The 13,053-nt window shown below is 61.2% G+C and carries 13 protein-coding genes; 7 read left to right on the top strand and 6 right to left on the bottom strand.

The window, feature by feature from the left end:
* Positions 1–28 precede the first annotated feature (28 nt).
* Entirely contained in the window at positions 29–2,044 is a 2,016-nt protein-coding gene (locus Q0859_RS11450) for an AsmA family protein (protein WP_299151226.1), read from the top strand.
* Between the two features lie 252 nt (positions 2,045–2,296).
* Positions 2,297–3,154, top strand: coding sequence for a delta-class carbonic anhydrase (locus tag Q0859_RS11445; protein WP_299151219.1), 858 nt, complete (start codon positions 2,297–2,299; stop codon positions 3,152–3,154).
* Between the two features lie 76 nt (positions 3,155–3,230).
* On the opposite strand, the gene Q0859_RS11440 is transcribed toward Q0859_RS11445, so the two are convergent.
* From Q0859_RS11440 to Q0859_RS11415, 6 genes are all read right to left on the bottom strand, one after another.
* Positions 3,231–4,727, bottom strand: a complete 1,497-nt coding sequence (locus Q0859_RS11440) for a phosphomannomutase/phosphoglucomutase (protein WP_299151215.1) — start codon at positions 4,725–4,727, stop codon at positions 3,231–3,233.
* An 11-nt stretch (positions 4,728–4,738) separates the two neighbouring features.
* A complete protein-coding gene (gene kdsA / locus Q0859_RS11435) occupies positions 4,739–5,572 on the bottom strand; it encodes a 3-deoxy-8-phosphooctulonate synthase (RefSeq protein WP_299151212.1) in 834 nt (277 codons plus the stop codon).
* Position 5,573: 1 nt separating this feature from the next.
* Positions 5,574–7,280, bottom strand: a complete 1,707-nt coding sequence (locus tag Q0859_RS11430) for a capsule biosynthesis protein (protein WP_299151210.1) — start codon at positions 7,278–7,280, stop codon at positions 5,574–5,576.
* Positions 7,258–7,917 carry an ATP-binding cassette domain-containing protein gene (locus Q0859_RS11425; protein ID WP_299151209.1) on the bottom strand — a complete coding sequence of 220 codons (660 nt, stop codon included), beginning with the start codon at positions 7,915–7,917 and terminating at the stop codon, positions 7,258–7,260. Before Q0859_RS11425 ends, Q0859_RS11430 begins: the two co-directional genes overlap by 23 nt.
* Positions 7,918–8,193: 276 nt before the next feature.
* Positions 8,194–9,222, bottom strand: coding sequence for a permease (locus tag Q0859_RS11420; protein WP_299151207.1), 1,029 nt, complete (start codon positions 9,220–9,222; stop codon positions 8,194–8,196).
* Complete coding sequence (locus Q0859_RS11415) at positions 9,215–9,559, bottom strand: metalloregulator ArsR/SmtB family transcription factor (RefSeq protein ID WP_299151205.1); 345 nt, start codon at positions 9,557–9,559, stop codon at positions 9,215–9,217. Before Q0859_RS11415 ends, Q0859_RS11420 begins: the two co-directional genes overlap by 8 nt.
* 98 nt (positions 9,560–9,657) lie before the next feature.
* On the opposite strand from Q0859_RS11415, the gene Q0859_RS11410 reads away from it, so the two are divergent.
* The 5 genes from Q0859_RS11410 (at position 9,658) to Q0859_RS11390 (ending at position 13,046) form a co-directional block, all read left to right on the top strand.
* On the top strand, positions 9,658–10,239 hold the full coding sequence (locus Q0859_RS11410; protein WP_299151202.1) for a uracil-DNA glycosylase family protein: 582 nt from the start codon (positions 9,658–9,660) through the stop codon (positions 10,237–10,239).
* The gene (locus Q0859_RS11405; protein ID WP_299151200.1) at positions 10,236–11,024 is read left to right on the top strand and encodes an SseB family protein; all 789 of its coding nucleotides are present in this window, start codon (positions 10,236–10,238) and stop codon (positions 11,022–11,024) included. Before Q0859_RS11410 ends, Q0859_RS11405 begins: the two co-directional genes overlap by 4 nt.
* 153 nt (positions 11,025–11,177) lie before the next feature.
* On the top strand, positions 11,178–11,702 hold the full coding sequence (locus Q0859_RS11400; protein WP_299151198.1) for a YHS domain-containing (seleno)protein: 525 nt from the start codon (positions 11,178–11,180) through the stop codon (positions 11,700–11,702).
* A 1-nt stretch (position 11,703) separates the two neighbouring features.
* On the top strand, positions 11,704–12,204 hold the full coding sequence (locus tag Q0859_RS11395) for a rhodanese-like domain-containing protein (protein ID WP_299151196.1): 501 nt from the start codon (positions 11,704–11,706) through the stop codon (positions 12,202–12,204).
* Positions 12,201–13,046, top strand: coding sequence for an alpha/beta fold hydrolase (locus tag Q0859_RS11390; RefSeq protein WP_299151194.1), 846 nt, complete (start codon positions 12,201–12,203; stop codon positions 13,044–13,046). The genes Q0859_RS11395 and Q0859_RS11390 overlap by 4 nt, the downstream gene beginning before the upstream one ends.
* Positions 13,047–13,053 lie beyond the last annotated feature (7 nt).

Below are 13,053 nucleotides of genomic sequence, written 5' to 3'. Positions count from 1 at the left end.
AATACGTCGCAAGAACGGAGCAGTGGTTATGAGATGGATTGTTCGCCTGATTGGGTTTGTGATCGTGCTGGTCCTTGTGGCGGGCGTGTCGGTCCTGTTCCTGCCTGCCGAACGGATTGCAAAGCTGGCCACCGACCAGATCCGCAACGCAACGGGGCGCGATGTCACTATCACCGGCGACGTGTCGATCACGGTGTGGCCTGTGTTGGGCGTGAAAGCGGGGCAACTTGAGGTCGCCAACCCTGAATGGTCGGATATCGGGCCCATGTTGTGGGCCGAAAATGTTGCCATCGGAGTGGACGCGATGGCGTTGATCTCTGGCAACATTCTGATCACCAATATCGAAGCGACGCGTCCTACCATTCGCCTTGAAAGCCGCGCGGATGGGCGTGCAAGCTGGGCATTCACCACCGCAGGTGACACGACCCAGATCGAGGCAGAGGCCCCGGTCGAGGCCACAGCCCCCGCTGACATGGCCGAGGCCAGCACATCGCAAACCGTTTCAATTCAACGCCTTGAGGTTACGGACGCCACCTTGATCTATGATGCGGAGGGGGCTGACCTCGTGTCATATGCGGGGGTCGACCTGACACTGGACTGGCCTGAACGTCTGGGTGCGGCCGAGATTGCAATGACCTTGCGCCCCGCAGGCAGTGAGGTGGACGTGCGCGCCTTGGTCGGTGGGTTTGCGGGCTTTATCGATGGGCAGGTTCAACCGATCGAGGTGACGGTGAACGCGGGGGGCGGCACGGCCACCCTCAAAGGACGGGCGAGCACGGCCGGAGATGTGGCAGGCCAACTCGCACTGGCGATGCCCGACACGGATGCGTTTTTTGCCGCCCTTGATCTGCCGCAACCGGGGCTGCCGGCCAAATTGGGGCAGTCGGTTGACATGTCGACGGATATGACGCTGACCTCGGATCGGCGGCTTGCGTTGCGGGACCTGCGTGTGGATCTGGGGGGCAATGCGCTGAACGGGGCGGCGGACATCAACCTGAACGACACACCCCAGATCAACGCACAACTGAGCGCGGGGGCGCTTGATCTGCGCGGTGCGACCGGGGGTTCTACCTCGTCTGGCGGCAGCGTCGGAGCGGGCGGGTCCTCGTCTTCGTCCTCTTCTGGTGATGCGGACGCAGACAGTGGCTGGCCAAAAGACCGGATTGATGCGAGCGGATTGGCCGCCTTTAACGGGGAAATCGCGCTCAGCGCATCGTCTATTGATCTGGGCCAGTTCAAGCTGGGCCCGACGCGGACATTATTGCGCAACGATCGTTCGCGGATGGTGTTCGAGTTGCGCGATGTGGTGGCTTACGGCGGTAATGTCACGGGTCAGTTCGTGATGAACAACCGATCGGGATTGTCGGTGGGTGGGCAATTGGATGCGAGTTCGATCGACATCCAGTCTTTCCTGCGCGATGCAGCCGAGGTCGAGCGGCTGACTGGCACGGCCAATGCCAGCGTTTCGTTCTTGGGCGTGGGGCAAAGCGTGGATGCGATTGTGAAATCCCTATCCGGGGACGGGCAGGTCAAGTTTGGCAAAGGCACCATTCTGGGCATCGATCTGGATCGCCTGATGCGGTCGGGTCAGACCGGGGGTGGCACAACCGTCTTTGACAGCCTGACTGCGACATGGACGATGAATGCGGGCGTGATGGATAATCGCGATCTGCTGCTCAAGCTCAAGAATTACGAAGCGCGTGGCGAAGGGCGGGTGGGCCTTGGTGCGCAAACCATTGATTATACGTTTACCCCCGTGGCGTTGCGCGCCAACGAAGGCAACGGCATTGCCATCCCGGTGCGCATTCGTGGGCCGTGGGCCAGCCCCTCTATCCGCCCCGATCTGGATGCGGCTATCGATCTGAACCTCGACAAGAAGATCGAAGAGGAAAAGGCCAGGGCGCAGGCCAAGGCGAAGGCGGCTGTACGTGAAAAGGTGACCGAAGAATTGGGTGTTGCAGATCAAGGGCAGGATCTGGAAGAGGCGGCCAAGGACAAGTTGGAAGGCGAGTTGAAAAAGAGCCTGCGCAGCCTGTTTGACTGACCGCGGCGTACAGGAAAAAGACACCCCATCCCGGTCCAGCCCGATTGATGTGATCTCAAAACCTTGATGTCTGATCAGGTTGACGGGGTGCCTTGCCGGATGGTTTTCTGCCGAAAGTGGTATCGGATCGGTTTGCACCTGCCTTTACCTGCAAGAACGCGCCACGTTCCAGGCTTGGGACGATGCGCAATTTGTTCTGGTGCGCGGCCTTCGGGTGATGTGCGACGGGTAGTTTAAGAGAAAGAGAACCACATGATGCTGACCAAACCATTTTTTTACGCACTTGCCATCACCACATTCGGCACGGGCGCGACCCTCGCGAAAGACGGCGCCCAGGTTGGTGACGATGTGATCGCCGCTCAGCGTGCCGCGTTGGCGCAAAGCACGGACGGCGAAGGGTTCGGGCCACAAGCCCCGCGCGATCTGGGCACGGTTGAGGGTGCAAATGCACGTGTTTTTGGTGCGGCCCCCGCGGCCGGGCTGATGAACCTGTGCAACATTCATTTCCACAAGAATGCGGAACATAAGGGCGGCGAATTCACGACATATGCGGGCAATGGCAACGGCAAGGGGATCAACACCGGCTTTCGCTATGATGGGGAGTTGAGCGAGGCCGAACTTGCGCCGCTCGGGCGCGATGTGGGAACCGGTACATACGGCAACCTTGCCCCCGGCGACACAATCGAGGTGCATTACGTGCACACCACAGCGCAAGTGACGCCCGGTCCGACGCTTGGGGCTTGTCTGGACGACTCCATCGGCAACCCCCAATTGCGGGTCGAGGCGCAGGTGTTCGTACTGGTCAATGACACAGAGGCGGCGGATTTCGTCGCCTTCAATGCGGTCGAAGAGGTCGATGGGCTGTATCAGGCTTCGGGACGGCCAACCGACACAGGCAAACCGATTGAATACAGCGGCTCGACAACAGGACCGAGTTATAACAGCGTCGGGTCGCCTTTTCAGGTGACCTGGAGCGTGCGTCCCGAAGTTCTGAAGGTGTCGATCACCAGCGTCGAAACATGGCTGGCGGATAATATTTTCAAAGAAGATCACGCACATGGGGTGCGCAATCTGGTGATTAACCCCGCGCTGATTTCACCGATCAACTGAGTTGGAGGCGGGCGACACGCCCGCCTTATCCTACAAGCCGAGTGGCGTAAGGCGGGCGTGCCGCCCGCCTGCGTCTTCAGATGGTCTGGTCGTAGTCGCCGACCGACGGCTCGGTGCGTATCACCGCGTCAATATCGGCAAAGATCGCACGCATCTCGGCCTCGGACTCCGGGCTTTCACACACCACCACCAGATTGGGCGTGTTGGACGAGGCGCGCACCAGCCCCCAGCCTCCGTTGTTCAGGATCACGCGCGCGCCGTTGACGGTCACGATCTCTTTGATGGTCTGGCCTGCGATCTGTTCGCCGGCGTCGCGCATTGCAACCAATCTGCCAACGATGCGTTCGAGTGCCTCGTATTTCTTAATATCTGGGCAATAGGGTGACATGGTCGGGGTGGCGTAGGTCGTGGGCAGGGCCTTGCGCAGATCGGACATTTGCATATCCGGGTTTCGATCCATCAACTTGCAGATTTCGACAGCCACCCGCATGCCGCAATCATATCCGCGCCCGATGGGTTCGGCCAGAAAGTAGTGCCCCGACTTTTCAAACCCCGCCAGCGCGCCAAGCTCCTTAACCCGCCGTTTCATGTGGCTGTGCCCGGTTTTCCAGAAATCCGCCCTGGCCCCGTGTTTTTGCAACTCGGGGTCTGATACAAACAGCCCTGTCGATTTCACGTCAGCCACAAAGGTGGCGTTGGGGTGCAGTCTGGCCAGATCGCGGGCCAGAATGACCCCGACCTTGTCTGCGAAAATCTCTTCGCCCTCATCATCGACCACGCCGCAGCGGTCCCCGTCGCCGTCAAACCCAAGCGCGAAATCCGCACCAGACGTCTGCACGGCATCCGCCATGTCGTGCAGCATTTCCAGTGCTTCGGGGTTCGGGTTGTAGTGGGGGAAGGTGTAGTCGAGGCTGTTGTGGCTATCGACCACCTCCACCCCAAGTCGGCGAAACAGATCCGGCGCGAAAGCGGACGCGGTACCGTTGCCCGTGGCGCACACAACCTTCAGCTTGCGCGTCATTTTGAAATCGCCCACGAGGTCGTCCAGATACGCCTCCCGTACCCCCGGAACAAACTCATAGCCGCCGCCCGCGCGCGCAACACCCTCACCGTTCAACACGATATCGCGCAATTCGCGCATCTCGTCGGGGCCGTGGGTGAGGGGCCGTTCAAAGCCCATTTTGACGCCTGTCCAACCATTTGGATTGTGGCTGGCGGTGACCATGGCCACCGCAGGTGCATCAAGGTGAAACTGGCTGAAATAGGCCATGGGCGACAGGGCCGGGCCGATGTCACGCACCTGAATACCGGCCTGCATCAGCCCCAACATCAGCGCGTTCTTGATCGACAGCGAATAGTCGCGATAATCGTTGCCCACTGCGATTTCAGGCTTGATCCCGCGCCGATATATCTGGGTCCCAAGACCCAGACCAAGAGCGGTGATACCGGGCAGGTTGATATCGTCGGGGTATTTCCAGCGGGCATCATATTCGCGAAACCCCGTCGGCGCGATCATCGGGTCGCGCAGAAACGCCCACGTGTTCTGCGTCACGGTGGGTGCGGGTTTCATCATGTCGGGGCCATTCACAATGTGATCGGATGGGCCTTTGCGAGCGCATCAAGCTGCATCAGCATCTCGATCAGCACAGGCATGTCGCGCAGATAGATCATGTTGGGCCCGTCGCAGGGGGCGGTGTCAGGATCCTGATGCGTTTCCATAAAGATACCTGCAACCCCGATAGCCGCCGCGGCGCGTGCCATGACGGGGGCCAACTCGCGCTGCCCGCCCGATGATCCGCCCAATCCCCCCGGTTGCTGCACTGAATGGGTGGCGTCCATGATCACGGGGTATCCGGTTTGCGCCATCTGCGGTAGGCTGCGCATGTCCGTCACGAGGGTGTTGTAACCAAAGGATGCGCCGCGTTCGGTCAGCATGATCTTGTCATTGCCCGTACTTGCGATTTTGGCAGCCACGTTGGCCATATCCCAGGGTGCCAGGAACTGGCCCTTTTTCACGTTGATTGCGGCACCGGACTCTCCGGCGGCGATCAGCAGATCGGTTTGGCGACACAGGTAGGCCGGGATTTGCAGCACATCGACCGCGGCGGCGGCGGGGGCGCATTGGCTTTCCTTGTGGATGTCGGTCAGTACGGGCACGCCTATCGTCTTGCGCAGATCGGCCAACACGGCGAGGCCCTTGTCCATACCCAGCCCGCGCGATGCGTCCGCTGACGTGCGGTTGGCCTTGTCAAAGGAGGCCTTGAAAATATACTGCGCCCCGGCAGCCGCACACGCCTCTTTCATGGTGCCTGCGATCATCTGGGCATGATCGGCAGATTCCAGTTGGCACGGCCCCGCAATCACTGTGAGAGGCTGATCATTGCCAACCACAAGGTTGCCGATTGAGATGTGTTTCATACTAGCTGGTGACCTGTTCTCTGAGGATCGACGCGGTGATCGAGATCATCAGATAGATGCCTGCAAAGACAAGGAATGCCAAGATCGTGTTTTCGAACGAGCGGGGGAAAGAGGGTTCCTGGCTGGCAATGGGTTCGACCGCGACCGTCAGATAGCGGACCTGACGCGTGGCCTCGACACGGGCCTGTTCCATCTGTTGCAACGCGGATTGCATCATCATATCGCGCGCCGCCAGGTCGGCTTGGGCAATCTGAATCCGTGCGGCCAGTTCAGCCAGCGAATTTTCACCCTTGCTCACATCCGTCATCTTGTCGTTCAGGATGTCCAACTGGGTGTTGAGGATGTCGAGTGTCCCACGTGCCCCGTCGACCCGGCTTTGATTGGGGCGTGCGTTGTTCAAAAGGCTCGCCAGTTCGATCTCTTTCTCGATGATCTGGGTTTCGATATTCGAGATCTGAGTGCGATAGCTGGCGATGACGTTTTCAGGATCAAGGGTGGAGCCGTCGATCTGTAACCTCACCAGCGCCTCCTGCGCGCTGCGCCGTTCCTCGTCCGCGCGCTCAAACCCTTCGCGCGCGTCCTTCATCTGGTCTTCGCGCTTTTGCTGGCTGAGATTGTTGACCCGCTCTTCGGCATAGGAAATCAACTGCCGCGAAAAGTCCGCAGCGACTTCGGGATCGGCAGCGGCGACTTCCATGCGGATCATGCCCTCGGTCGGGTCATATCCGATTTTGATGTTCTTTTTGAATGTCTTGTAGGCTTCTTCGTTCGTCGGATCGGGGCTGAGGCGTTGGATCGGGTCGATCCAGTCCTGTATGAAATGGGATTTGAAGCCCACGTCACGATCCAGGCGCAACATTGCGTCCTTGGACTGCAAGAAGCCCTGCACCGCGATACTGTCAGAATTGGTTGCGAACTGTGTCGGCAACAGGCCACCCAAGGGCCCCGTGCCGCCTGACCCTTCGTTCTGGATGATCAGAAACTCGGATTTCGTGGCGTACATGGGCGTCGCGATCACATAGAAATAGTACCCTGCAAAGAAGGTCGGCAGCATCACAAAGAACGCAAGCCGGACCAGCAGCAGACCCATCTTTTTGCGTCGCCTGCGCCGGATATCCATCTGCATGTTCTGAATTTCGGTCGCGCGCCGATCCGCGGGGCTGATCTCGGTCGAAGGCAACTGCTGTCGCCTGACCGGGACGGTTTGTGGCAATTGGACCTTTTCGCCGGCGTCTCTTGATCCGGCCCCGGCACCGCCGGGCGCGGCGGCCAGACCCGCAAACGCGTCGGGTGCGCCACCTTCGTGGGGTTCGGCACCGGCCTGTGGCACCACAAGTTCCAGCATGTTGGAGCGTTGGAACGGATCGATCCCCTGGGCGCGCAGCAACCGCACCGCATCAAAGTCCGAGGTCGGTGCAAGGTTGTGCCGTTGGGCGACCCGGCGGGCCATGCGCAACTGGCGCCCGGTCAACCCTTCCTGACGGATGGCGTCAATCGAGTTCTCGCTGTCGACCTGACGGGGGGTGGCAACATCCCCCTGACCTGCGCTTGGGGGCACGGGCACTGCACGCCGCGATGTGGAGGAGGCAGGTTGCGCGCCGTCTTGCTCGGACGGTTCCACAGCTTCGGGGCGGCGTGCCTGCCCTGAACCCAACGCCGGAGGCGTCCGTTTTATGCGAAATTTTCTAGCCTTGGGTTTCGTAGTCATAGAGCCGTTTCGCTTCTTCGAGTGTGTCGAACATGTGCAGTTTGCCGTCCAGCAGGACCGCCGCAGAGCGTGCGAATTTTTCGAGCGTCGCGGCCTGATGCGACACGATGATGATGGTGGTCGTGCGCAGCCGTTCCTGCAACACTTCGCCCGCTTTGCGGTTGAATTCAACGTCGGTGGAGGCGGGCATCCCTTCGTCGATCAGATAGATATCAAAGTCGAGCGCAAGCATCAGCGCGAACGAAAACCGCGCCCGCATGCCGGACGAGTAAGTCCCGATGGGCTGGTCAAAATATTCGCCCAGGTTGCACAGCCAGCGGCAGAAACTTTCGACATAGTCCGGATCAAGCGTATAGAGCCGCGCGATGTAGCGCGCATTTTCCATGGCCGACACCTTGGCCACGACCCCGCCCATGAACCCAAGCGGAAAGGACACGTTGCAGGTGCGCCGAATTTCCCCTTCGTCCGGTTTTTCAAGGCCCGCCATCATGTTGATCAGCGTCGTCTTGCCTGTCCCGTTCGGGGCCAAGACCCCAAAGGACTGACCCAATTCCACTCGGAAAGACACACGGTCAAGGATCACCTTGCGCTGTGTGCCTGTCCAAAAGGACTTCGATACGTTTTCGAACTCAAGCATCCCGGTGCTCCGCCGTGTGCTGCTGCGTCCCCCTCATTATGTGGGAGACCTCGACCCTCCTTACCAGAGGTGTGTTAACGATGTAGTCACCGATTTAGGCGACATTATGTCGTTATTACCAACAAATCTAGAGGATTGCACCGGCACTGTTGCGTCAATCGCGACAACGCACACGGGCCGATTTGGCGTCCGTGACCGGCGTTTGGGCCTGTTTTTATGGGCTTTGGCGCGGATCGGCCTGCGGGGCCTGTCACGCGTGCTTCAAGGTTTTGTGCGCTAGCCCGTGATCTGCCACACCATCCCGGCCAGCACCGATCCACTCAGCGCAAAGCCGAGATAGGCCGCGAAGACCCGTGGTTTGACCAGCGCCCACACGGCGATGGCAGCAGGGATGGAGCTGACGCCGCCTGCGATCATAAACGACATGGCGGCCCCGTTTGACATCCCCTGATCCAGAAGTTCGGCGACCAGGGGGGCTGCTGCATACCCGTTCAGGTAGGCTGGCATACCCACCACCGCACCCAGAATGACCGTTCCCAACCCATTCCCGCCCAGCACGTTCGCAATCAGGTTGGCCGGGATGTAGTTCACCATCAGCGCCTCGACCACATAGGCCAATGTGAGCCATTTCAGCAGGAACACCCCGTTTTCCAGTGCTGTCGATTTGAAGGTCGCGATGCGTACGGGGTCTTGCCAGAACGTCCAGACCGGCCTGGCCGAGAAAGGCTGTTTGACGCCGCAACACCCGCCCACCTGTGGCTTGTCCCGCAACGGGTTGGCGAAGACGGGCGTGTTGGCCAGCAACAAGGTCCCAAACCCGCCAAACATGCCCAAACCCACGGCGGCAACCGTCTTGGCCAGCGCGAATTCCGGGCTGATTGCGCCTGTGGTGATCGCAAACATCGCCGGATCCATCAGCGGCGAGGCCAGCCAAAACGCCATCACGGCCCCCAACGGCGCGCCGACTGCCAGCAAGGCGGCGATGAAGGGAATGACCTCGCATGAACAAAAAGGCGACAGCCCGCCAAGCAATGCCGCCATCACGATCATCCGCGCCGGGTTGCCCTCGAACGCGCGGGCCAGCAGGTTTTCCGCCCCCGTCGCCTTGAGATAGGCAACCGCAAACACCGCAAACAGGATGAAAGGGGCAGTGCCTGCCAGTGCCTTGGCTGCAAAAGATAATGTGGGGATCAACTGGCCCCGGTCAAACAGCGCAACGAGTACGACCAAGCTGACTGAAAAGAGCCATGCTCCATCGATCCGGTTGCGCCATGTGGGGATCGCCTGAGTGGTTGTGTCAGCCATGGTGGTGATCCTCGGCAGGGGCGGCGCCGTCAGCGCAACATTCGGTCAGCAAGAAACGCGACAGGCTCTCGACCTCATCAAAGGCAACGGCGGCACAGATGATCGAACGCCCCTGACGGGCTTGGGTGACAAGCCCCGCCGTTGACAGGATTTTGACGTGATGGGTCAGGGTGGAGCCGGTGATGCCGGTGCGATCCGCAAGCGCGCCGATGCTCAGCCCTTCGGGCCCGGCGCGCACGAGGGTGCGCAATACCGACAGACGTTGTTCCGATCCAAGGGCGGCAAAGGCGCTGGCAGCGCGGGTCAGATCGAGCGGGATGGGTGATTCCATTTTCATGTTTCTAGAATTATAGAAATATTTGTAACGCGCCAAGACATATTTCGAAGAATATCGAAATGATTGCGCTTTGCAGGGCAACGCTTTAGCTGGACGTTATGCCCGTGGCCTCTGATATCCGTGCCTGCACCATCTGCGCTGATCGCTTTGCGGCGACGGAAACCGGGCATGCGCCACGGCCCGTTGTCTGGTTCAAGGAAGGCGCACGCATTCTTGTGGCAGGGCAGGCCCCCGGCGCGCGGGTCCATGAAAGCGGACAGCCGTTCACCGATCCCTCCGGGGACCGGTTGCGCGACTGGATGGGCGTGGATGAGGCCACATTCTATGACCGCGACAAGCTTGCCATCGTGCCCATGGCATTCTGTTTTCCGGGCTATGACGCCAAGGGGTCCGACCGACCGCCGCCGCGCATTTGTGCGCAGACATGGCGCGCGGCAGCGATGGAGGAGGTGGGCGATGTCCCTCTTGTCCTGCTGATCGGAGGCTATGCGCAAAGCTGGCATTTGGGCACCAAGACAAATGTGACCGACACAGTGGCGGCATGGCGTGACCATGCGCCCCGCGCCTTTCCCTTGCCTCATCCCTCGTGGCGCAATACCGGTTGGATCAGAAAAAATCCGTGGTTCGAAGCCGAGGTGCTGCCCGCCCTGCGCGCCCGCGTCAAAGAGGTTCTCGCATGACAGACACCCCGCTTGATCTTGCGCATGCCGCCATGCAGGCCGCGCCAGAGGATAACACCGCACGTCTGCGGTTCTTTGAGCGGCTTGCCGATGCGGAGTTGTTCCTGCTGCTTGAGGTCGAGGCGGAGGGGGATCAGATCACCCCGCAGGTCTTTGATCCCGGTACCGGTGCGATGGTTCTGGCCTTTGATCGCGAGGAACGGTTGGCGGCCTTTGTGGGTGGGCCTGCCCCCTATGCCGCGCTGTCGGGTCGGGTGACTGCGGAGTTGTTGAGCGCGCAAGGCATCGGACTGGGTCTGAACCTTGATGTGGCCCCGTCTTCGTTCCTGCTGGATGCGGACGGCGTGCGCTGGCTGGCGGCCACATTGGGCCATGGACCCGATGAGGTCGAGGCGCGCCTGGCCGAAGTCTCTGCCCCTGCGGGACTGCCCGCTGCGTTGATCTCGGCGCTTGATACGAAACTTGCCACTGCAACGGGGCTGGCCCAGATGGCCTATCTTGTGGGCACCACAGATGGGGATGGCAAACGGGGGCATCTGCTGGCGGTGGTGGGGGCCGCACCGGGGGCGGAAACGGCGCTTGCGCGGGCCGCATCCGAAGCGCTGACATTCTCGGGGATTGAGGCGGGGGCGATGGATGTGGGGTTCTTCGATGCGCGTGACCCGGTGACAGAACGGTTTGCGCGGGTGGGTTTGCGCTTTGATCTGCCCCAACCGGCACCCGTGCGTGCGCCCGACACCGCAGCACCCGGATCAGACCCCGACCGCCCCCCGCGTCTGCGTTGATCCTGCGCGGATTGATCACGGCAACATTGCGCGCAGTCACAACGGCGCGAGGGTGCCTGCAATGATAGACACACACCCCTTATTGTCTCATCATCACCAAGGCAGGACACGCCTTGCGCCCAATAATGAGCTGCCAATAGGACGATCCTGATGATGAACCGTTTCACCCTGACCATAGCCGCTGCCGTCAGCGCGCTGACCCTTGCCACAGCCGCATTTGCCGGGGATCAGTACATCGATGAGACCGGATTTGCGGTGTCAGGCTATGATGTGGTGGCCTATTTCAGCCTTGATCAGGCCCCTGTGGGTCAATCCCAACCGACCGCTGTGCCCGGCAAGGCGGACATCACGGCCGAATACAACGGCTCGACCTTCGCGTTCTCGACCAAGGAAAACCGTGATCTGTTCGTCGCAGACCCGGCCAGATACGCGCCCCAATATGACGGTCACTGCGCCTATGGCGTCGCCCAGGGTGGCAAGGTGCCGGCCAACCCGGAACTGTGGCGCATCGTGGATGGCAAGCTGTACCTGAACATCACGCAGAACGTGGCGGGCTTCTGGGAGGCGGACATTCCCGGTAACCTCGACAAGTCCGAAGGCAACTGGGTGTCGCTTGAACCCGGCCCCGCCTCCGACCGGACCGTACCCCAGTTCACAAGCGAGGCACCCAGGTCCTGATATGACGGCTGAGCACAACACCCCCGATGGTCAAGGGGCCGGGCGCATAACGCGCCGGGCCTTCGGACTTGGCGTGGGCGCGATGATCGTGGGCGGCGCCGTGTTTGCCTCGCGTTGGTACAACATCTCGGCCCAGGCCGGGGTAGAAGGCACGCTGAGCACGCCGGACGCCCATAGCGCGGCGGTGTCGGGCGATGTTGTACTGATCGACATCCGCCGCCCTGACGAATGGCAAACCACTGGCGTGGGCGAGGGGGCTATCCCCATCGATATGCGCCGCGATGATTTCACCGATGTGCTGCTTGTGCATACGGCGGGGCGCACAGATACGCCTGTGGCACTGATTTGCGCCCGTGGGGTGCGGTCCCGCCGCATGTCGCGCCAGCTCAGCGAGGCGGGGTTCACAACGATCATTGACGTGCCGGAAGGGATGCTTGGCTCGGGTGCTGGTCCCGGCTGGCTGAAACGTGGCCTGCCCACTGTGACTTGGGTCGCTGAATGATCCGTGCGGGTGTTGCGGGCGCAGTGTTTGCGGCCAGCGCCACGATGGCTGCGGCCGATTGTGGTCCAGAGCCGGGTGCGTGTGAAATCGAGGGCGGCACCTATCACATCGCCTTGCCCGAGAGCCCGCCTACGGGCGCGATCATGTTCATCCATGGCTTTGGGGGCAGCGGCGCGGGCAGCTTGCGCAGCGCGTGGGTGGCTGACGCGCTGGAGGCTGGCTATGCGGTCATCGCGCCTGACGGGATGCCGCGAGAGGGCGCGAACGGTCGACGTTGGTCCTTCCATCCCGATTGGCCCCCACAACGCGATGAAATCCCTTTTCTGACAGCGGTGCGCGATGATGCTGCCGCCCGCTTTAGCCTTGATGCCGAGGCAATGGTGCTGGGCGGGTTTTCGATTGGCGGCTCCATGACCCACTATCTGGCCTGTGCCGCGCCCGAGGCTTTTGCGGCCTATGTGCCTGTGGCGGGCGCGCTATGGCGGCCACACCCTGAAACCTGCGCAGGCCCCGTGCGGATGCTGCACACCCATGGCTGGCGGGATACGACGGTCCCGCTTGAGGGCCGCGTGGTGCGCGGGCAAGACGTGAACGATCCTGACGCATGGGTGCAGGGGGACGTGTTCTATGCCATGTCGCTGTGGCGCGAGATGAATGACTGCGTGCAGCTGCGGGGCGATCGCTTTGATGTGTCGAATGCGTTCTGGGTCCGATCCTGGGATCGGTGCGCACCCGGCACGGCACTGGAACTGGCGCTTTATCCCGGGGGGCACACGATGCCGGACGGTTGGGCGGCGCTGATGCTCAGCTGGTTGGACGGATTGCAGCCGCTCCCGAATTAGGCGCAGA

Origin of the sequence: uncultured Tateyamaria sp. (assembly GCF_947497045.1) — a bacterium.
GTDB lineage: Bacteria > Pseudomonadota > Alphaproteobacteria > Rhodobacterales > Rhodobacteraceae > Tateyamaria.
Note: the sequence above shows the minus strand (reverse complement) of the source record. Positions and strands in the feature narration are given on the sequence as shown.